This window comes from Pseudomonas sp. 9_2_1, assembly GCF_059295275.1.
The window spans coordinates 5,614,965-5,634,674 of the sequence record NZ_CM181239.1 but is presented as its reverse complement, the minus strand read 5'-3'; the positions used below and the strand labels follow the sequence as shown (position 1 = coordinate 5,634,674).

The following is a 19,710-nucleotide window of genomic DNA, read 5'->3' as shown; positions in this document are numbered from 1 at the left end:
GACATGCGCGGGAGAGGGCCCATGAACATCGTCAATATGATGTGGGCGGGTGGAACGCCGTACATGTCCATCCACAAAGTTCACCGGCAGGTGCTGTCGCACGCGGGCGCCGATGCGCGGATCAGTAACTGGCTGCTGCTGGGTAGCGGGCTCTGCTGCGGGCTCGGCTCGACCCGGGAGTGGCACATGCCGCCACGAGCCCTGAAAGGCCGACACCTTTGGCGCCTGCTGCGGCCGTGGCTGCGCATGCGCTTGCGCAAGGCGCTGGCCGAAGCCAAGGCAGAGATCGTGCTGCTCGATGGCATTGGCGTCGCACGGCTGGTGCTGCCGCTGTTGCAGAATATTCCCGGCGTACGGGCCAAGGTGCTGTTCCATGGCAAGACCCGGCTCAACGCCAGCGATGTGCGGCTGTTGCGCATGCTGGCGCCCGAGCGGCTGAGTATCGCGGCGGTGTCGCATACCCTGGCCGAGTCGCTGGAGCGCGACCTCGGCAGGCCGGTGCAGACGTTGCGCATGGCGCTTGACCCGCTGGCATTCGTCGAGCCGCTGCTGACTCGTGACATGGCCAGGCAGGTGCTGCGCTTGCCACAGGCAGCCGCAGTGATGCTGGGCGCAGTCGGGCGCCTGGTGGAAAGCAAAGGCTTCGAGATGCTGATCGAGGCATTCGCCAAGGCCAGTGCACGGCAACCGGGCCTGCAGTTGGCGATCATTGGTGAAGGCCCCCTGCATGCCTTGCTGCAGGAGCGTATCGAAGCGTTGGGCCTTGCAGGCCGGGTTCACCTGTGCGGCCACCGTGAAGACCTGCAGCAACTGTACCGAGCGTTCGACTGGCTACTGGTGCCTTCGCGTTCCGAAGGCCTGGGGCTGGTGGTGCAGGAGGCGGTCATGGCCGATGTGCCTGTGGTGTGCAGCGACCTGCCAGTGTTCCGCGAGCAGTTGGGTGACACCGGTGGCTACCTGCCCACTGCCGACCAGAGCGCCTGGGCCGAGGCGATCGCGCGCTGCGCGGCGCTCTGTGCTCCGGCGGTCGCCGCCAGGCAACGCCAGGCGCTGGCGCCTGAGCAGGCCTGGCAAGCGTTTTGTAATGGCTCGCAGAGCCTGCTGCGCAGCTGAGCCTCAGCGGGCCAGCAGGGCTGCCTCGAATGCGGCGAGGGGGAACTGGTCACCCAGGTTCTCCCGCTCGATATAGCGCACCATGTGCTGCACATTGCGACGAATCATGCGTGCCGAAAGCGGCGGGCGCAGGAAGCGCATGTCGGCCACGTCGATCAGGCCCAGGCGCTGGTCGGGGGTGACTACCACATTGCCTAGATGCAGCGAGCGGAAGTAAACCCCGCTACGGTGCAACTGACGGATCAGTTCGATCAGCCGGGGCAGGTAGATGTCCCAGCTGAAACCTTCATCGCGCGACATCTGCAGCAGCGTCCGCCCTGGGAGCGGGCGATAAAGCACGGCGGTGCGGCCTGGCAGGTCGAGCTTGTGCTGGCTGATTACCTCGAGGGTGGGAATGCCCAATTGCGCCAGGCGTGCGGCATTATCGACAAAGCGCTGCGAGTACGGGCGCAGCAGCGCAGATGAAATCAGTCTTTTCCTACGAAAAACCTTAAGGAAATTTCCATCCTCGAGCAGGTAGACTTTGGCGCCATGGCTGTCTGCCTCAAGTACCTGTGCGCCGAGTGTCAGCTGATCGAAGTCGACCTGGGTGAGCCGGGAGCATTGCATGAATAGGGCCTTGTCGTCTGGCGAGCAAAATGACCGGCAATAATGCCGAAAATAATGCTGTAGCACCATGGATGGTGTTTTTGATTCATCGGGGGAAAGGATGTTGTATCAGAAAAGCTGGGCAAGAGCCTGGTTGGGGTTGGGTCTGGTCTGGTTCCTGGCTGCGATTGCCCTGGCGCCGAGCAACAAGGTTTATCAACAGGGGCTGGTGTTGTTCCTGTGGCTGCCGACGCTGCTCTTGGCGTGGTCGGCTCGCGACGTGCTGGCACAGGCCTGGAAGCGCCAGCCGGCGCTGTGGACAAGCGTGTTGCTGCTGCTGGCATGGAGCGGGGTCAGCCTGGTCTGGTCGCCTGCCGAAGATCCTGGGCGCGAAATCAAGCGTCTGCTCTATATCCTGGTATTCCTGCTGGCGTTCCCGTTGCTGGCCCAGGCTGGCCTGACGCGCATCCGCCAGCTGCTGCAGCTCGGCAGTGCATTGCTGGCGATTGCCGCGCTGGTGTCGGTCATCAACTTCTACGGGCTGCAGGAGATGCCATGGCGGCTCAGGCTGGCGGGTATCGGTGAAATATCCCACCCCATCCTGGGGGCGTATGTCATCGCTTCGGCTGTGCTGTTCCTGCTCTACCAGCCGCCTCGCCAGCGCGGCACGCAACTGGCGTGGCTGGCAGCACTGGCCTGCCTGGGGGCGTTCGTGATCCTCAGCCAGAGCCGTGGCGCGATTCTGGCTTTGGTGATTACCGTCGTGATCGCACCGCTGTGGTTCCGCGACCGCCACAGTAGGGTATTTTCCATCCTCGCTGTTTTCGCTACCGGCCTGGCGCTTTCCACGGTGTACGACCTGATTGCCGAGCGCGGTTCGTCCTACCGTCCGGAGATCTTCCATGCCGTACTCGACATGATTGCCGAACATCCCTGGACCGGGCTGGGTCTGGGGGCTGGCTACCATGTCAACGCAGCCGGCCAGCAGTTCGAGCATACTCACAACATGTTCACCCACGCCGCGGTGGAAATGGGCCTGCCCGGTATGCTGCTGTGGGTAGCCGCGTGGCTGTTTGCCCTGGCTGAAATCCTCCGCGCCCGCGCAACGTTGCTCGGCAAGCTCCTGCTTGGTTTCTGGGTGTACTCGACCTTGGCCATGCAGTTTGACGCCGCCAGCCTCACCGGAACACCGCGTGCCGAGTGGTTCATCAGTTGGCTGCCGGTGGGCCTTGCCATGTTGCTGCCATGGGGGCGTGCCGAAAATGGCGCCTGTGGTAAAATTTCCGGTTCAACCTGAACAGCGAGCTCGATAATGGCCGAAACACCGCGACCGGCGGAGCCCACCTCCAGCCTGAAGATCTACTTCCGGCTGCTGGGCTATGTGAAACCCTATGTCGGCATTTTCCTGCTGAGCATTGTCGGTTTCGTGATCTTTGCCTCGACCCAGCCAATGCTGGCCGGCATCCTCAAGTATTTCGTCGACGGGCTTAGCAATCCCGAGGCTGTGTTGTTCCCCAACGTGCCCTACCTGCGCGACCTGCAATTACTGCAGGCGGTGCCGCTGCTGATCATCCTGATTGCCGCGTGGCAGGGGCTTGGCTCTTTCCTGGGTAACTACTTTCTGGCCAAGGTGTCCTTGTGCCTGGTGCACGACCTGCGGGTGGAGCTGTTCAACAAGCTGCTGGTGCTGCCGAACCGCTACTTCGACAACCACAATTCCGGGCACCTGATTTCGCGCATCACCTTCAACGTGACCATGGTCACCGGTGCTGCCACCGATGCTATCAAGGTGGTGATTCGCGAAGGCCTGACCGTGGTGTTCCTGTTTGCCTACCTGCTGTGGATGAACTGGCACCTGACACTGGTGATGGTTGCCATCCTGCCGGTGATCGCCGTGATGGTCAGCGTCGCCAGCAAGAAATTCCGCAAGCAGAGCAAGAAGATCCAGGTGGCCATGGGGGACGTCACCCACGTCGCTTCGGAAACCATCCAGGGCTACCGCGTGGTCCGCAGCTTCGGTGGCGAGGCCTACGAGGAGCAGCGCTTCAGCAAGGCCAGCCAGAGCAACACCGACAAGCAGTTGCGCATGACCAAGACCGGCTCGCTGTACACGCCGATGCTCCAGCTGGTGATCTACAGCGCCATGGCCGCGTTGATGTTCCTGGTGCTGTTCCTGCGCGGTGAGTCCACCGCCGGCGACCTGGTGGCCTATATCACTGCCGCCGGCCTGCTGCCCAAGCCGATTCGCCAGTTGTCGGAAGTCAGTTCGACCATCCAGAAAGGCCTGGCCGGCGCGGAGAGCATCTTCGAGCAGCTGGACGAAGAGCCGGAAGTGGACACCGGCACCATCGAGAAGGAGCGGGTAGAAGGGCGCCTTGAAGTGCGTAACCTGAGCTTCACGTACCCGGGCACCGAGCGTGAAGTGCTGAGCGACATCAGCTTCACCGCCGAGCCCGGGCAGATGATCGCCCTGGTTGGCCGCTCCGGCAGCGGCAAGTCGACCCTGGCGGCACTGATCCCGCGCTTCTATCACCACGACCAAGGGCAGATTCTGCTGGACGGCGTGGAGATCGAGAACTATCGCCTGCGCAACCTGCGCCGCCACGTATCGCAGGTCACCCAGCACGTCACCCTGTTCAACGACACGGTAGCCAACAACATCGCTTACGGCGACCTGGCCGGCGCGCCGCGCGCAGATATCGAGGCCGCTGCGGCCGATGCCTACGCCAAGGAGTTTGTCGATCAGTTGCCGAAAGGCTTTGATACGGACGTCGGTGAAAACGGTGTGCTGCTTTCCGGTGGCCAGCGCCAGCGTCTGGCAATTGCGCGCGCGCTGTTGAAAAACGCGCCCTTGCTGATCCTCGATGAAGCCACCTCGGCGCTGGATACCGAGTCCGAGCGGCATATCCAGGCTGCCCTGGATCATGTGATGCAAGGCCGTACCACGCTGGTGATTGCGCACCGCTTGTCGACCATCGAGAAGGCCGATCAGATCCTGGTCATGGACCAGGGCCGTCTGGTCGAGCGCGGCACCCATGCCGAGCTGCTTGCAGCCAATGGCCATTATGCCCGCCTGCATGCCATGGGCCTGGATGAGCCGGCCAAGGCCGATATCACCTGAACCCTCCTTGATCGGGGCCGTGATGGCCCCGATTGTCACGGGAATTTTCCGGGGATGATCTGGCCATAAAGCCGTCGTCTACCCTGTGCTAATATCCTGCCCCTGTTCATTATTTCCATATGGGTTGCCCATGAAGTTGTCCATGCCGCGTTTCGATCAAGCCCCGGTATTGGTGGTCGGCGATGTCATGCTCGACCGCTACTGGCATGGCGGTACTTCGCGTATTTCGCCTGAAGCGCCAGTCCCGGTGGTCAAGGTCGATCAAATCGAGGATCGCCCCGGCGGCGCGGCCAACGTTGCCTTGAACATCGCCGCGCTGGGTGCGCCGGCGTCGCTGATCGGTGTCACCGGCCAGGACGAGGCTGCCGACAGCCTCGCCAACAGCCTGCAGGCTGCCGGCGTACGCTCGGTCTTCCAGCGCATTGCGCACCAGCCGACCATCGTCAAGCTGCGGGTCATGAGCCGTCACCAGCAGCTGCTGCGCATTGATTTCGAAGAGCCGTTCGCCACCGACCCGCTGTCGCTGGGCGCCGAGGTTGACGGCCTGCTCGAGGGGGTCAAGGTGCTGGTCCTGTCCGACTATGGCAAGGGCGCACTGAAAAACCACCAGAGCCTGATCCAGGCGGCGCGGGCCAAAGGCATTCCGGTGTTGGCCGACCCCAAGGGCAAGGACTTCTCCATCTACCGTGGCGCCAGCCTGATCACGCCGAACCTCAGCGAGTTCGAGACCATCGTCGGCCGTTGCGCCGATGAAGCCGAGCTGGTTGCCAAGGGCCTGCAGCTGTTGCTGGACCTGGACCTGGGTGCCGTGCTGGTAACCCGCGGCGAGCACGGCATGACCCTGCTGCGCACGGGCCAGCCGGCCCTGCACCTGCCGGCGCGGGCGCGGGAAGTATTCGATGTCACCGGTGCCGGTGATACCGTCATCTCCACCCTTGCAGCAGCTATCGCCGCTGGCGAGGACCTGCCCCATGCGGTGGCCCTGGCCAACCTGGCGGCGGGTATCGTGGTCGGCAAGCTGGGTACGGCGGCCATCAGCGCCCCTGAACTGCGCCGGGCCATCCAGCGTGAAGAAGGCTCCGAGCGGGGTGTGCTGGGCCTGGAGCAGCTGCTGCTGGCCATCGATGATGCGCGCGCACACAAAGAGAAGATCGTCTTCACCAACGGTTGTTTCGACATCCTCCACGCTGGGCATGTCACCTACCTGGAGCAGGCGCGGGCCCAGGGTGATCGCCTGATCGTCGCGGTCAACGACGACGCCTCGGTCAGCCGCCTGAAGGGCCCCGGCCGACCGATCAACAGTGTCGACCGGCGCATGGCTGTGCTGGCCGGCCTGGGCGCGGTGGACTGGGTGATCAGCTTCCCTGAGGCCACGCCGGAGAACCTGCTGAGCCAGGTCAAGCCGGATGTGCTGGTCAAGGGGGGCGACTATGGCATCGACCAGGTGGTGGGTGCCGATATCGTCAAGGGCTATGGCGGCACCGTGAAGGTGCTGGGGCTGGTCGAGAACAGCTCGACTACTGCCATTGTCGAGAAGATTCGCAAAAACTGATGCTTTTGGGCTGCTATGCCGCCCTTCGCGGGCATGCCCGCGAAGGGCGGCATAGCGGTCCCAGTTATTTATGCAGTGAAGTACGTGCCCGCTCCAGCAGTGCCCGGGCCTTGTCACCAAAGCGCTGCAAGTGCGACGCCCGCGCCCGCGTGCTTTCCACCAGCCCCTGCTGCTTCACCCAATCCTTCCAGCGCACCCGCTCGTCCGTCACCACCCAACCGTCCTGCCGCGCAAAACTTTCGGCCAGGTACAGCCCACGAGTGCTCGCCGGCACCAGCTCGTCTTTCTTCAGCGTATACAGCTCTGCCAGTGGCTGGCCGTCTTTGAGGGGCATCAGATACAGGTCCGGCCGTTTGCGGTTGAGCCGCGCTACAAGCTGGTTGCCCTCGAGCCGTTCATCGACGTGGAACAGGCTGAGCTTCTTGGCTTCCCGCGGTACCTGCAGGCGCATGTCATAGATCAGCTGCAACGAAGCGGTGGGCAGGTGCACATAAGCCCGCGGCCGCTCCAGTAGCATCAACCTGCCGCAGTGCACCGGCCGGGCGGCGCCGGACTGCGGGGCCAGCACGAAGTGCGGGTTTTCCCGGTAATGCAGGGCGGCAGCGTAGGGTACCGGTAGCCAGGTGTCGTTGAAGCGCCCACCCAGCCAGCCCTCGGGGGTTTCCAGCAGGCACTCCTCGGCTACTTCCTGCACGGCCGTATGCAGCGGCAGGTTGAGCTCCTGCGCTGGCACATAACCCGATATCAGTTTCAGAACCACGTCGCCGCGGTCTTGCCGACGTTGACGTACCAGTACCCAATAGTCGCGGTTCTGCCACTGCAGGGTGAGGCGCACCGACACACCCAGGTTGGCCAGTTCAACCACGAACCGTTGCGCGTCCGGCAGCTGGATGGCTTTGCGCCGCTGCTGGGTCTGGGCAAAGTTCAGCGGCATGCCGATGCTCTGGTAGATCAGGCCCTCGGGCGTGGCTTCTACATGCAGGGGCAGTGTCTTGAAGTTGCTCGGGTTCTTGCGGATCAGCGTTCGCGCCACGATGCTCCTCCTTGCCTCGGGTCAGTCTCCAGGCCCTTGAGCCAGGGGTAACTCAATGCCGGCCCAGGATACGGGCGACGGTGGCCACGTTGTGGGCCAGGTGCAACGGGTTGATGGTGCCGACGATAGCACTGCTGACGCCCGAGTGGGCGAACAGCAGTTCGAAGCTGGCTTGCACCGGGTCGACGCCCGGGGCGAGACAGACATGCCCGCTGGCCAAGGCTTTTTTCACCAGGATGGCCTTGCCGTGCTCGGCAGCGTAGTCCAGCACCGGGCGCTCTGCCTGCTCGTTGAGGTTGTAGGTGACCATGGCGCAGTCGCCCTGCTGCAGCGCCTTCAGGCCGCCGGCGACGGTCTTGCCGGACAGGCCAAAGCCGAGGATCTTGCCTTCCTGCTTGAGTGCAGCCAGGGTCTGGTACACCTCCTCGTGCTCGAGGATCGCCAGGTCATTGCCGTCGGAATGCACCAACACCAGTTCTATGCGGTCGGTCTCCAGGCGGCGCAGGCTGCGCTCCACCGAGCGGCGAGTATGGGCAGCGCTGAAGTCGAAGTGCGACTGGCCAGCGTCGAATTCTTCACCGACCTTGCTCACGATCACCCATTCGTCGCGCTGGCCGCGCAGCAGCGGGCCCAGGCGTTCTTCGCTGCGGCCATAGGCCGGCGCCGTGTCGATCAGGTTGATGCCCAGCTCGCGCGCCTGGGCCAGCAGCATGCGTGCTTCGTCATCGTCGGGAATGGTGAAGCCGGTGGGGTACTTCACGCCTTGGTCGCGACCGAGCTTGACCGTGCCCAGTCCCAGCGGCGAAACCTTGAGGCCAGTGCTGCCCAGGGGGCGGAGGAGGTTGTGCAGGGTTGGCAGGCTCATGGCAGCAATTGCTCCCAGGCCGGCACGCCCAGCGGTGGGCGTGGCAGGCCGGCCAAATCGGCCTGTGCCTGCGGGCGAATGCCGTCGCGCTGCAAATGGCTGATGACCCGGTCGCTGAAGTCCGGGGCCAGCGCGAGCTTGGTTGGCCAGCCGACAAGCAGGCGTTGCTGCTCGGCGAGGAAGGCGTTGTCCGGGCGTACCAGGCCCGATTGTGCCGGTTCGGCACGGTCGACTCGCAGGGTGGCCCAGCGCATCTGGCTCTGGTCGACCCATGGCAACAGGCTGGCGATTTCTTTCTGGGCTGCAGCAATTTGCGCGGCCGGCTCACGGGCAACACCCTCGGCTTCGGCCAGGTCGCCGCCCAGGTACCAGACCCACTGGCCATCGGCGGCCGGGTGGGTGGTAATCGTCACCCGTGGCTTGGGCCCGCCGCCCAGGCAGTGGGCATACAGCGGTTTGAGGTTGGTGCCCTTGGCCATCACCATATGCAGCGGGCGGGTCTGCATGGCTGGCTGGTTCACGCCCAGGGCATGCAGCAGCGTTTCGGTGCCGGCGCCGGCGCTTAGCACGATGCGCTGGGCGCGGATGTCGCGGCCATCTACCCGCAGGCCGACCAGCTCGTCGCCTTCGCGCAGGGGTTCGACGTGCTCACCGGCCAGCAGGCTGTCACCCGCCAGCTCGGCCAGGTTGGCCAGCAGGGTGGGGACGTCGATCACCAGTTCCGCCAGGCGATAGACCTTGCCCTTGAACGCACGGTCTTGCAGCGCCGGCGGCAGTTGCTCACCTTTTACCTGGTCGACCCGGCCACGCACGGCCTTGCTGGCGAAGAAGCTGGTGAGGTTACCGGCCAGGGTGCCCGGCGACCACAGGTAGTGGGCATCGGACAGCAGGCGGGTGCTGCTCAGGTCCAGCTCGCCGCTGCCGCTCAACGCTTCGCGCCAGCGCCGCGGCATGTCGGCGATGGCTTCCGATGCACCGGTAAGGGCGCCGTGCAGGGCGTACTTGGTGCCGCCATGGATGATGCCCTGGGACTTGATGGTCTGTTCGCCGCCAAGGCTGGCGCGCTCCACCAGCACTGTCGAGTAGCCCTGGCGACGCAGCCGGGCATTGAGCCAGAGGCCTGCGACCCCGGCGCCGACGATCAGTACGTCAGTGGAAATGGCGGATGGCATGGCGGTACCTCGAAGACTGGGACAGCTGGCAAGTATACAGGGTATCCCCGAGAGGGCCCTACCGCCGGCAAGCCAGCTCCCACAGGGTTCGCGCAGGCCGCCAGGTCAATGCTTTTCCTGTGGGAGCTTGGCTTGCCGGCGATGGGGCCCTCATGGAAAACCTCAATGCCCAGCCGTCTTCGAAAACAGCTGGATCACCACCACGCCACCCACGATCATGGCCATCCCCAGCATCGCCGGCACATCCAGCTTCTGCCCGTATACCACCAGCGCCGCCACGCTGATCAGCACGATACCCAGCCCCGACCAGATGGCATAGGCAATCCCCACCGGTATGCTGCGCACCACCAGGGTAAGCATCCAGAACGCAATGCCATAGCCCACCACCATCAGCAGCAGCGGCAACGGCGTGCTTAACCCTTTGACCGCCTTCATCGAGGCAGTGGCGATGACTTCGGCGCAGATGGCGATGGCGAGGTAGGTGTAGGCATTCATGGCAGGATCCTCCGGTAACTGGTCGGGCATTCTAGAGGTTGGCCGGATGCGGTAAAGTCATTACCTATCTATACGGGAGATAGGTCGATGGCCGAGCAGTGGAATCTCGAACAACTGCGTACCTTTATGCGCGTCGCCGAATTGCGCTCGTTTTCGGCCGTGGCCCGTGAGCAGCGCAAGGCCCAGTCGGCCATCAGCAATGCCATCGCCCTGCTCGAAACCGACCTTGGGGTAACCCTGTTCGATCGCAGCAGTGGTCGGCAACCGAAGCTGACCGATAACGGCAGCGCGCTGCTGGAGGATGCCCGCGAACTGTTGCGACAGTGCGAACGTCTGGACGGGCGCGCCCTGGCATTGATGCGCGGGCAGGAGGCCTTGCTGCGAGTGGCCCAGGACGAAGCCATGCCCTACCAGCCAGTCATCGACAGCCTCGACGAGCTGGCCAGCCATTACCCATTCCTGGAAGTGCAACTGGCCAGCGGCGCCCAAGGCGATGTGGCGCGCAAGCTGGTGGAGCGGCGCGCTGATCTGGGCCTGTTCTTTCACCACGAAAGCATCCCTGCTTCGTTGGAGCGACGTGCCCTGGGCAGCGTGGAAATGGTCACGGTGTGTGCGGCCGGCCACCCGCTTGCCGGCGAACCCCGGGTCACCCGCCAGCAGCTGGCCCGCCACCGTCAGTTGCTGATTACACCGCAACAAAGCGGCTACCCGGGCGGTGAGGCGATCAGCCCGCAGGTGTGGCGTGCAGACAGCTTCTACGCCATGGCCGAACTGCTGATGCGCGGGCTGGGCTGGGCCTGGCTGCCACGGCACGTGGTGCAGTACCCGACCTATCAGGCGCACATGGTCGAGCTGGACAGCGAATGGCGCCCGCCGGCACTGGTGGCAGAGCTGGCCTGGCGCCGTGATGAACCGCTGGGCCCGGCCGCGCAGTGGCTGGCCGAGCGCTTTGCAGTGCACCTGCGCGCGATCGGGTAAACTCCGCTGCCATGAACAGAACACTTTATACCTTGCTGTTTCACCTGGGCCTGCCGCTGGTTGCGCTGCGCCTGTTCCTGCGCGCGCGCAAGGCTCCAGCCTATGGCAAACGGATTGGCGAACGCTTTGCTCTGCAGCTGCCGGCCATGCGCCAGGGCGGTATATGGGTGCACGCAGTGTCGGTTGGCGAGAGTATTGCTGCCGCGCCGATGGTGCGTGCCTTGCTCAAGGCCTACCCGGAGCTGCCGATCACGCTTACCTGCATGACCCCAACGGGTTCCGAGCGCATTCGCAGCATGTTTGCCGATGAACCGCGCGTTCAGCACTGCTACCTGCCCTACGACCTGCCTTGGGCTGCGGGGCGTTTCCTTGATCATGTGCAGCCGAAGCTGGGCATCATCATGGAAACCGAACTATGGCCCAACCACATTCATCAATGCGCCCGGCGCGGCATCCCGGTGGCCTTGGCCAATGCTCGGCTGTCCGAGCGCTCGGCACGTGGTTATGCCCGTTTCGCCAACCTGACCCGGCCGATGCTCGCCGAGATGAGCCTGATTGCGGTACAGACCGAAACCGAAGCGCAGCGCTTCCGCGACCTGGGTGCTCGCCCGGAAAGCGTGCAGGTGACAGGATCGATCAAGTTCGACTTGAAGGTAGACGAACAACTGCTGCCGCGCGCTCGCCACTTGCGCGAGCAGTGGGGCGCCTTGCAGCGCCCGGTGTGGATCGCGGCCAGTACCCACGAGGGTGAAGACGCGTTGATCCTGCAGGCCCATCGCCAGTTGCTGCAGCTGCACGGGGATGCGCTCCTGGTGCTGGTCCCGCGCCACCCTGAGCGGTTCCCTGCGGTGCATGCGTTGTGCAGCCAGCAGTTCGCCACGGTACGCCGCTCTGCCGGTACCCCTGTAGATGCCCAGACCCAGGTGCTACTGGGCGACACCATGGGCGAGTTGCTGTTCCTCTACGCACTGGCGGACATCGCCTTCGTCGGTGGCAGCCTCGTCGCCACCGGTGGCCATAATCCCTTGGAGCCTGCGGCATTGGCCTTGCCCGTGATCATGGGCCCGCACGTTTTCAACTTCCTCGAGATCAGCGCAATGCTGCGCGAGGCGGGGGCGTTGCAGCAGGTGGACGATGCTGACGGGTTGGCCGGGGCTGTGCGCCGCCTGGTGGAGTTGCCACAGGATGCTCAGCGCATGGGCGAGGCGGGCAGGGCGGTGATGGGTGCCAACCAAGGGGCGCTGGAGCGGTTGTTGACAGGGCTTGGCCGTTATCTGACCTGATATTTTTGCCAGTTTTCGCGCACCTGCGTTTGCTCTAGCGTTAAGCCTCCCCTGGTGATGGAGGCTGCGCCAATGTTCCACGATCATACGGACTTCAATAGCGCGAACTGGAATGGTTGGCAGACGGACCTTGGCGATGAGCAGTTGGGGCTGGTTGCCGATGAGGGCGGTTTCTATCTCAACTACACGGTGCCGGACAGCAGCGAGGCGTCGCGGGTACTGCTGAGCAAGGTTTTCGGCAGGCTACAGCCAGGAAAAGACTATGTATTGTGCGTACGTCTGAGTCGCGGCAAGGAAGTGGGCACAGGCACCCAGCACGTGCACTTCTGTATTGATGGGGTCGCGTACGATCGTTGGGAAATCGAGCGCGATGAATGGCAGCGATTCGTGCTGAGATTCAAGGCCAGCAAACAAATCCACACCGTCGAACTTCGCTATGAGTACGAAGCCTATTCAAGTGTCAGTGGTGGCAACTTTGTGCTGGACGACCTGAATCTGTATTGCACTGATGGCCCCGAGCAGGAGGTCGATCGGACGGATTTTGATACCGATGACTGGAACGGCTGGGAGCGAGAAACGAATGGGCTCAAGCTCACTCGCATTGCTCTGCCTGACAAACAATATGGGTTGGGCTTCGACGAGCCAAGCAATTTTTTGGGAGGGCTGATCAGGAAAAGCTATGCGTTGAAACCTGGCGCCAAGTACGAACTCCGTGCCAAGGCGCGGTTGGGTAAGCTCAAGGTAGCAACCGTTACTGTTCTTACACAGGGTGGTATAGAACAGGAGGTGAACTCGGTAAGTTGGCAGGCCTTGGCATGGCCTTTTATCGCATCCACTCCTTCCTGGTGGGATAGATTGCTCATGTGGGTGGGATTAACCCAGTCGGCTGTTAATCAGAAAATTGGGCTGTCCGGCAGGAACAAACCCACTTTCCGCGCAGCAGGGTTGTTAATTGATGATTTAAGTGTCTATGAGGTATTTGACGATACTACCGACTTTGTCGATAAGAATTACAATGGATGGCAGCTGAATCCTGAGACAACTGATCGGGTAGATCTAGTCCAGGAAAATGGCGAGGGTTATGTACTAAACTTTCCGACTCATCCAAATTTCACCCATCACGGAATCATTCTGTCAAAAATTTATCGTGGCCTTGCATCTGGCGTGAAGTTCGAGTTCACGATGCGCGTAAGATCAAACAACGCTATCAACGAGGCGCGTCTATCAGTGAGCAATGGCATGGAATTCATAATCGACGAAACATGGCTCAATCATCAAGACTGGCGCGAGTACCGGGGGATCTTCGAGGCGCGGGGAGAAGAGCTGCGCGTTGATATCAGCAATTCCAATCCCGCGAGCGTTGGCAATGACTACAGATTCTCTAAGTTACGTTGCGTTTCTATAGACAATTGATGCCATGACGGCACGGGCCTGTACGGCCCGTGCCCGCCCGGTCACGGCCTGCGTTCAAAATTCTTTGCCGCTGCCGCGGCCAGGTCCGGCGGCAAGAAGTCCTTGTCGGGGTTGTAGTCGGCCTTCAGGTACCGCCCCAGGTCCTGCAAGTCCTGCGGGCTCAGTGTGCCGGCCGCCTGCTTCAGGCTCAGGTTGTCGAGAATGTAGTCATAGCGGCTGTTGTTGTAATCCCTCACCGAGGTGTAAAGCTGGCGCTGTGCATCGAGCACGTCGACGATGTTGCGTGTACCCACCTGATAGCCGATTTCAGTGGCTTCCAGTGCGCTCTGGTTGGAAATGATCGACTGTTTGCGTGCCTGTACCTGCTCCACGTCGGTGTTCACCGCGCGGTGCAGGTTGCGGGTGTTTTCCACCACCTGGCGGCGCAGGCTCTCGCGCTGTTGCTCGCTCTGGCTCAGGCGCTGGTAGGCCTCGCGAACCTGGGAACTGGTCAGGCCACCGCTGTATATCGGGATATTCAACTGCAGGCCGACACTGGTCTGCTCGACATCGCCGCTGTAGCGCACCCCCAGCTGCGACGGGTTGGTGAAGCCGAGGCTGTCGTTGTCACCCTTCTGGTACTTGGCGACTGCGTCCAGGGTTGGCGCGTGGCCGGCCTTGCGCTGGCGCAGGGTCTCTTCGGCGGCAGAAACGGCGTAGTTGGTCGCCAGCAGGTTGAGGTTCTGGCGCCCGGCAGTTTCGACCCAGGCCTTGGCGTCGTTGGGCGTAGGCACCCGGATCGGCAAAGTATGCACCACGCCCTGGATCGACGAATACTCACGGTTGGTCAGGGTCACCAGTGCTTCGAAGGCATCCTGCACCTGGCGCTCGGCAATGATCCGGTTGGCGCGTGCCGTGTCGTAGCTGGCCTGCGATTGCAGCACATCGGTCTTGTCCGACAGGCCCACATCGAAACGCTCGTTCGACTGGTCCAGCTGGCGCTTGAAGGCCGCTTCTTCAGCCTTGGTCGCGGCCAGGTTGTCCTGGGCGCGGAGCACGGCGAAGTAGTTCTGCGCGGTCTGCAGGATCAGGTTCTGCTCGGTGGCCGACAGCTCCAGCGCCGCCTGTTCGTTGACGGCTTCGGCAGCCTGCAACTGGAACCAGCGATCGGCGCGGAAGATAGGCTGGGCCAGGGTAGCGCTCCAGGAATTGCCGCTGCGGTTGGAGGTGATCGACGGTTCGTCCAGCTTGGTGCGGGTGTTCATCATTTCGGCACCGGCCGACAGGTTGGGCAGCAAACCGGCGCGGGCCTGCGGCACCACTTCGCGGCGTGCGCCATAGTCGGCGCGGGCGGCGGCCAGGTCGGCGTTGTTGTCCACCGCCTCCTGGTAGACGCTGACCAGGTCGGTCTTCACCGTTTGGGGCACGTCCGCTGCCCAGGCCACTCCGTTGGACGCACAAGACACGGCTATCGCCAGTGAGAGTTTGCGCAGCATAGAGGCAATCCTTGTACGAAATTTAATTACTGAACTGTTGAGTATCGAGCGATGCGCCAGTGTAGTGCCATGCGCCCCCGGCAACAATCGCTCGGTACGCCTTTCATCATCCGCGCATTTACCCGCTTGGCTTTGCCGACCACTCCAGTCTAGACTGCGCGTGTTCTTGTCGGGGTGCCTTGAATCAAAGGCTGAGATCGCAGAGGTGCGGATCCCGTTGAACCTGATCAGGTTAGCGCCTGCGTAGGGAACAAGATTGCTCGCCTTCCCGGGGAGCCTCTTGTGCCAGGTCCGGGATTGTCACAGCTGCATGCAGCTTTCAGGCACCCCCATATCCGGCACTGCACCCGTCAAGGGCTGCGTCCGCGTCTTTCAGGTTCATCCCCGACATTCCACTGCTAGGAAGCCGTCTGGAGAGCCTGTGATGAGCAAACAAGAAAAAGCGATCAACCTCAGCGAATCGGCACAAGTCGATCAGCAATCCGTGCAACCGTTCCCGCGTTCGCGCAAGGTCTATGTCGAAGGCTCGCGCCCGGACATTCGCGTACCCATGCGCGAAATCAGCCTGGACGATACGCCGACCGATTTCGGTGGCGAGACCAACGCCCCGGTGCTGGTCTACGACACGTCCGGCCCGTACACCGACCCTGATGTGATCATCGACGTGCGCAAGGGCCTGGCCGACGTGCGTTCGGCCTGGATCGACGACCGCGGGGACACCGAGCGCCTAGGCGGCCTGAGCTCCGACTTTGGCCAGCAGCGCCTGAACGATGCCGACCTGGCCAAGCTACGCTTCGCCCATGTGCGCAACCCGCGCCGCGCGAAGGCCGGTGCCAACGTCTCGCAGATGCACTATGCCCGTCAGGGCATCATCACCGCCGAGATGGAATACGTGGCCATCCGTGAAAACATGAAGCTGCAGGAGGCCCGCGCCGCAGGCTTGCTGAACGATCAGCATGCCGGCCACAGCTTCGGTGCCAACATTGCGAAAGAAATCACCGCCGAATTCGTGCGTGAGGAAATCGCCCGTGGTCGGGCGATCATCCCGGCCAACATCAACCACCCGGAAGTGGAGCCGATGATCATCGGCCGCAACTTCCTGGTGAAGATCAACGGCAATATCGGCAACAGCGCCCTGGGCTCCTCGATCGAGGAAGAAGTGGCCAAGCTGACCTGGGGCATCCGCTGGGGTTCGGACACGGTCATGGACTTGTCCACCGGCAAGCATATCCATGAAACCCGCGAATGGATCATCCGCAACTCGCCGGTGCCGATCGGTACGGTGCCGATCTACCAGGCCCTGGAAAAAGTCAACGGTGTGGCCGAGGACCTGACCTGGGAGCTGTTCCGCGACACCCTGATCGAGCAGGCCGAGCAGGGCGTGGACTACTTCACCATCCACGCTGGTGTGTTGCTGCGCTATGTGCCGCTGACCGCCAAGCGCGTCACCGGCATCGTCAGCCGTGGTGGCTCGATCATGGCCAAGTGGTGCCTGGCGCACCACAAGGAAAACTTCCTGTACACCCACTTCGACGAAATCTGCGAAATCATGAAGGCCTACGACGTCAGCTTCTCGCTGGGCGACGGCCTGCGCCCTGGCTCGATTGCCGACGCCAACGACGCCGCACAGTTCGGCGAGCTGGAAACCCTCGGCGAGCTGACCAAGATCGCCTGGAAGCACGATGTGCAGTGCATGATCGAAGGCCCCGGCCACGTGCCGATGCAGCTGATCAAGGAGAACATGGACAAGCAGCTGGAGTGCTGCGACGAGGCGCCGTTCTACACCCTCGGCCCGCTGACCACCGACATCGCCCCGGGCTATGACCACATCACCTCGGGCATTGGTGCGGCGATGATCGGCTGGTTCGGTTGCGCCATGCTGTGCTACGTCACGCCCAAGGAGCACCTGGGCCTGCCGAACAAGGACGACGTCAAGACCGGCATCATCACCTACAAGATCGCTGCACATGCCGCCGACCTTGCCAAGGGCCACCCGGGCGCGCAGATTCGCGATAACGCCTTGTCCAAGGCGCGTTTCGAATTCCGTTGGGAAGACCAGTTCAACCTGGGCCTGGACCCGGACACTGCGCGTGCCTTCCACGACGAAACCTTGCCGAAGGAATCGGCCAAGGTCGCGCACTTCTGCTCGATGTGCGGGCCGAAGTTCTGCTCGATGAAGATCACCCAGGAAGTCCGTGAGTACGCCGCCAAGATCGAAGCCGTCGACGTCACGGCCGAGCAAGGCATGCGCGAGCAGGCCGAGCGGTTCCGCCAGACAGGCAGCCAGCTGTACCACAAAGTCTAAACCGCTGCGCTGCCCCTTGTAGGAGCGGCCTTGTGTCGCGATGGGCTGCGAAGCGGCCCCGGCAATTTCAGCTGTGAAGCTGAAAACCTGGGGCCGCTCTGCGGCCCTTTCGCGAGACAAGGCCGCTCCTACAGCGACCGCGTACATTCCAATACTTTGCCGAGTATCAACAAGCATGACCACGCCTAGCCAGTTTTCCCCCGACCACCCGGTCCCCACCCACCAGCGCATCTTCGGCGCCCGCGACCTGTTTTCGCTATGGTTCTCCCTGGGCATCGGCCTGATGGTGCTGCAGGTCGGCGCCATGCTGGCGCCGGGCCTTGGCCTCGCCGGCGCAGTGCTGGCCATCGCTCTGGGTACTGGTGTCGGCGTGCTGCTGCTGGGCGCCGCCGGCGTCATCGGCAGCGATACTGGCCTTTCTGCCATGGGCACCCTGAAACTCAGCCTGGGCGGCCATGGCGCGCGCCTGCCGGCGCTGCTCAACCTGCTGCAACTGGTGGGCTGGGGCGCGTTCGAGATCATTGTCATGCGCGATGCCGCCAGCCTGCTGGGTGCGCGCGCATTCGGCGCAGAAAGCGCCTGGAACAGCCCGATGCTCTGGACCCTGTGCTTCGGCGCCCTGGCCACCCTGTTGGCGGTCAGCGGCCCGCTGGCGTTTGTGCGCAAGGTGCTGCGGGCCTGGGGCATCTGGGTGCTGCTGGGCGCTTGCCTGTGGCTGACCTGGAACCTGTTCGCCAAGGCCGACCTGGCGCAGTTGTGGAGCCGTGCGGGGGACGGTTCGATGTCGCTGGCCGTGGGCTTCGACATCGTCATCGCCATGCCGCTGTCCTGGCTACCGCTGATCGCCGACTACTCGCGTTTCGCCCGCAACGGCAAGCATGTGTTCGGCGGCACGGTGATCGGCTATTTCATCGGCAACACCTGGCTGATGAGCCTGGGTGTGGCCTACACCCTGGCCTTTGCCGCCAATGGCGAGGTCAATGCCTTGCTGCTGGCACTGGCGGGCGCCGGCATGGGCATTCCGCTGCTGCTTATCCTGCTCGACGAGTCGGAAAAGGCCTTTGCCGATATCCACTCGGCAGCGGTTTCCACCGGTGTGCTGTTGCCGCTGAAGGTCGAGCACCTGGCGCTGGCCATCGGCGTGCTGTGCACCCTGATTGCCTTGCTGGCGCCACTGGCACAGTACGAGAATTTCCTGCTGCTGATCGGGTCGGTGTTCGCGCCGTTGTTCGGCGTAGTGCTGATGGACCATTACGTGGTCCGTCGCCGCCGCCTGCCGGCACAGGTGGGTGGCTTGCACTGGCAGGCGCTGCTGGCCTGGGCGGTGGGCGTTGTGGCTTACCATGTGATCGCCGCGCAGGCACCTGACCTGGGGGCGACCCTGCCGGCATTGGTGCTGGCAGGGCTACTGCACGGGCTGCTGAGCTTCAGCCGCGGCCGGGAAACAGCTCAGGCTTGAGCACGCCGTTCAGGCGCGGGTAGGGGATTTTCAGCTCCACGTGGCCCATGGAGTAGGGCGCGATAGCATAGACCTCGTACTTGACCACCACCGCGCCGTACGTCAGGGCGACGTGCGGCGACTGCTTGAATGGCCAGGTCTTGACGAACTCGGCGTCCTTGTCCATGCCTACACTGATCAGCCAGGCGCGGTGCGACTCCTCGACGGTTTTCCAGAAGGTGTCCTCCTGGCCTGGCACCAGCATGTCCTGCAAGGTCAATACCTTGTCCAGCTTGCGCGAATAGTTGATGAAGCCACGCCCGGGCATGCCGTGGGCGCCGCCGCTGTCCAGGTAGCTGGACAACTCGATGATCACCAGCCCGTCATGCTGTTCGCGTACCTTGGCTTGCAGGTAGCTGCTGTTACGTTTGTCGGCACTGGCCAGATATTGCTGTTCATAGGCCTGCAGGGTGCTTGGCGCGGTGCCATGCTGATTGTCTTCGGTCAGCTGCAGCAGGCGCTTTTCGACGATGCCATCAAGCTTGGGCAGGGCCGGGAAATGGATCATGTCGATGTTCACCAGCGGGCAGTCGCTCTCGCTGCAGCCAGGTTTGACATGCTCCCAGGCGTCGCGCTTGACCTCCAGCGGGGCCCGGTGGCTTGGCGTGAACAGGCTTTGGCAGGCGCCAAGGGCGAGTGCCAGCACGGCCACGGAAGTCAGTTTGACAAGTGTCATGATGATCCTTGCAGAACAGGGAAAAGTCGGCCTTTGACCGTCTGCGCGGCCTTCAGTTCGCCACTAAGCTAACAGAGTGAAGACGTGCTGTAACGAGTGTGCGAACGGTTGCCAGAAAGGGGTGAAACCGACAGGCGTGCAGA

The 19,710-nt window shown here is 62.9% G+C and carries 16 protein-coding genes and 1 riboswitch; of the genes, 9 read left to right on the top strand and 7 right to left on the bottom strand.

Annotated elements, in window-relative coordinates; translation table 11 throughout:
• The first annotated feature begins 21 nt into the window (after positions 1–21).
• Positions 22–1,113: a glycosyltransferase gene (locus tag AC5O5I_RS25610; protein WP_494511763.1), complete on the top strand. Its 1,092-nt coding sequence runs from the start codon at positions 22–24 to the stop codon at positions 1,111–1,113.
• A 3-nt stretch (positions 1,114–1,116) separates the two neighbouring features.
• Here AC5O5I_RS25610 and AC5O5I_RS25605 read toward each other — a convergent pair whose 3' ends face one another.
• Positions 1,117–1,722: a serine/threonine-protein kinase gene (locus AC5O5I_RS25605; RefSeq protein WP_172220839.1), complete on the bottom strand. Its 606-nt coding sequence runs from the start codon at positions 1,720–1,722 to the stop codon at positions 1,117–1,119.
• 100 nt (positions 1,723–1,822) lie between these two features.
• On the opposite strand from AC5O5I_RS25605, the gene AC5O5I_RS25600 reads away from it, so the two are divergent.
• The 3 genes from AC5O5I_RS25600 (at position 1,823) to hldE (ending at position 6,374) form a co-directional block, all read left to right on the top strand.
• On the top strand, positions 1,823–2,998 hold the full coding sequence (locus AC5O5I_RS25600) for an O-antigen ligase family protein (protein ID WP_494511762.1): 1,176 nt from the start codon (positions 1,823–1,825) through the stop codon (positions 2,996–2,998).
• A gap of 15 nt (positions 2,999–3,013) precedes the next feature.
• Positions 3,014–4,822 carry a lipid A export permease/ATP-binding protein MsbA gene (gene msbA / locus AC5O5I_RS25595; protein ID WP_172220845.1) on the top strand — a complete coding sequence of 603 codons (1,809 nt, stop codon included), beginning with the start codon at positions 3,014–3,016 and terminating at the stop codon, positions 4,820–4,822.
• Between the two features lie 130 nt (positions 4,823–4,952).
• The gene (gene hldE, locus AC5O5I_RS25590) at positions 4,953–6,374 is read left to right on the top strand and encodes a bifunctional D-glycero-beta-D-manno-heptose-7-phosphate kinase/D-glycero-beta-D-manno-heptose 1-phosphate adenylyltransferase HldE (protein WP_172220848.1); all 1,422 of its coding nucleotides are present in this window, start codon (positions 4,953–4,955) and stop codon (positions 6,372–6,374) included.
• 64 nt (positions 6,375–6,438) lie between these two features.
• On the opposite strand, the gene AC5O5I_RS25585 is transcribed toward hldE, so the two are convergent.
• From AC5O5I_RS25585 to AC5O5I_RS25570, 4 genes are all read right to left on the bottom strand, one after another.
• Positions 6,439–7,407 carry a metal ABC transporter ATPase gene (locus AC5O5I_RS25585; protein ID WP_172220851.1) on the bottom strand — a complete coding sequence of 323 codons (969 nt, stop codon included), beginning with the start codon at positions 7,405–7,407 and terminating at the stop codon, positions 6,439–6,441.
• A 52-nt stretch (positions 7,408–7,459) separates the two neighbouring features.
• On the bottom strand, positions 7,460–8,272 hold the full coding sequence (locus AC5O5I_RS25580; protein ID WP_172220854.1) for an aldo/keto reductase: 813 nt from the start codon (positions 8,270–8,272) through the stop codon (positions 7,460–7,462).
• Positions 8,269–9,444, bottom strand: coding sequence for an NAD(P)/FAD-dependent oxidoreductase (locus AC5O5I_RS25575; protein WP_172288260.1), 1,176 nt, complete (start codon positions 9,442–9,444; stop codon positions 8,269–8,271). Before AC5O5I_RS25575 ends, AC5O5I_RS25580 begins: the two co-directional genes overlap by 4 nt.
• Positions 9,445–9,606: 162 nt before the next feature.
• Positions 9,607–9,939 (bottom strand): DMT family transporter, encoded by a 333-nt coding sequence (locus tag AC5O5I_RS25570; RefSeq protein WP_054887895.1) that lies wholly within the window; start codon positions 9,937–9,939, stop codon positions 9,607–9,609.
• Positions 9,940–10,026: 87 nt separating this feature from the next.
• Here AC5O5I_RS25570 and AC5O5I_RS25565 point away from each other — a divergent pair, with 87 nt between their 5' ends.
• From AC5O5I_RS25565 to AC5O5I_RS25555, 3 genes are all read left to right on the top strand, one after another.
• Positions 10,027–10,917, top strand: a complete 891-nt coding sequence (locus AC5O5I_RS25565) for a LysR family transcriptional regulator (RefSeq protein WP_172220862.1) — start codon at positions 10,027–10,029, stop codon at positions 10,915–10,917.
• A gap of 11 nt (positions 10,918–10,928) precedes the next feature.
• Complete coding sequence (waaA, locus tag AC5O5I_RS25560) at positions 10,929–12,200, top strand: lipid IV(A) 3-deoxy-D-manno-octulosonic acid transferase (protein WP_494511761.1); 1,272 nt, start codon at positions 10,929–10,931, stop codon at positions 12,198–12,200.
• A gap of 72 nt (positions 12,201–12,272) precedes the next feature.
• Positions 12,273–13,613 (top strand): carbohydrate binding domain-containing protein, encoded by a 1,341-nt coding sequence (locus AC5O5I_RS25555; RefSeq protein WP_494511760.1) that lies wholly within the window; start codon positions 12,273–12,275, stop codon positions 13,611–13,613.
• A 41-nt stretch (positions 13,614–13,654) separates the two neighbouring features.
• Here AC5O5I_RS25555 and AC5O5I_RS25550 read toward each other — a convergent pair whose 3' ends face one another.
• Positions 13,655–15,088, bottom strand: coding sequence for a TolC family outer membrane protein (locus AC5O5I_RS25550; RefSeq protein WP_172220871.1), 1,434 nt, complete (start codon positions 15,086–15,088; stop codon positions 13,655–13,657).
• A 160-nt stretch (positions 15,089–15,248) separates the two neighbouring features.
• A riboswitch (TPP riboswitch) is annotated at positions 15,249–15,355 on the top strand.
• A gap of 157 nt (positions 15,356–15,512) precedes the next feature.
• Between AC5O5I_RS25550 and thiC the strand changes: the two genes are divergently transcribed.
• On the top strand, positions 15,513–17,393 hold the full coding sequence (gene thiC, locus AC5O5I_RS25545) for a phosphomethylpyrimidine synthase ThiC (protein WP_172286606.1): 1,881 nt from the start codon (positions 15,513–15,515) through the stop codon (positions 17,391–17,393).
• 175 nt (positions 17,394–17,568) lie between these two features.
• Positions 17,569–18,852 (top strand): putative hydroxymethylpyrimidine transporter CytX, encoded by a 1,284-nt coding sequence (gene cytX / locus AC5O5I_RS25540; protein ID WP_172220877.1) that lies wholly within the window; start codon positions 17,569–17,571, stop codon positions 18,850–18,852.
• Here the strand turns inward: cytX and AC5O5I_RS25535 are convergent.
• Positions 18,821–19,567, bottom strand: coding sequence for an RsiV family protein (locus AC5O5I_RS25535; RefSeq protein ID WP_172220880.1), 747 nt, complete (start codon positions 19,565–19,567; stop codon positions 18,821–18,823). The two genes, cytX and AC5O5I_RS25535, sit on opposite strands and share 32 nt — an antisense overlap.
• Positions 19,568–19,710 lie beyond the last annotated feature (143 nt).

Coding starts and splice junctions, on each gene's coding strand:
- AC5O5I_RS25610 (WP_494511763.1), top strand. CDS start 22: ATGAACATCGTCAATATGATGTGGGCGGGTGGAACGCCGTACATGTCC.
- AC5O5I_RS25605 (WP_172220839.1), bottom strand. CDS start 1,722: ATGCAATGCTCCCGGCTCACCCAGGTCGACTTCGATCAGCTGACACTC.
- AC5O5I_RS25600 (WP_494511762.1), top strand. CDS start 1,823: ATGTTGTATCAGAAAAGCTGGGCAAGAGCCTGGTTGGGGTTGGGTCTG.
- msbA (WP_172220845.1), top strand. CDS start 3,014: ATGGCCGAAACACCGCGACCGGCGGAGCCCACCTCCAGCCTGAAGATC.
- hldE (WP_172220848.1), top strand. CDS start 4,953: ATGAAGTTGTCCATGCCGCGTTTCGATCAAGCCCCGGTATTGGTGGTC.
- AC5O5I_RS25580 (WP_172220854.1), bottom strand. CDS start 8,272: ATGAGCCTGCCAACCCTGCACAACCTCCTCCGCCCCCTGGGCAGCACT.
- AC5O5I_RS25575 (WP_172288260.1), bottom strand. CDS start 9,444: ATGCCATCCGCCATTTCCACTGACGTACTGATCGTCGGCGCCGGGGTC.
- AC5O5I_RS25570 (WP_054887895.1), bottom strand. CDS start 9,939: ATGAATGCCTACACCTACCTCGCCATCGCCATCTGCGCCGAAGTCATC.
- AC5O5I_RS25565 (WP_172220862.1), top strand. CDS start 10,027: ATGGCCGAGCAGTGGAATCTCGAACAACTGCGTACCTTTATGCGCGTC.
- waaA (WP_494511761.1), top strand. CDS start 10,929: ATGAACAGAACACTTTATACCTTGCTGTTTCACCTGGGCCTGCCGCTG.
- AC5O5I_RS25555 (WP_494511760.1), top strand. CDS start 12,273: ATGTTCCACGATCATACGGACTTCAATAGCGCGAACTGGAATGGTTGG.
- AC5O5I_RS25550 (WP_172220871.1), bottom strand. CDS start 15,088: ATGCTGCGCAAACTCTCACTGGCGATAGCCGTGTCTTGTGCGTCCAAC.
- thiC (WP_172286606.1), top strand. CDS start 15,513: ATGAGCAAACAAGAAAAAGCGATCAACCTCAGCGAATCGGCACAAGTC.
- cytX (WP_172220877.1), top strand. CDS start 17,569: ATGACCACGCCTAGCCAGTTTTCCCCCGACCACCCGGTCCCCACCCAC.
- AC5O5I_RS25535 (WP_172220880.1), bottom strand. CDS start 19,567: ATGACACTTGTCAAACTGACTTCCGTGGCCGTGCTGGCACTCGCCCTT.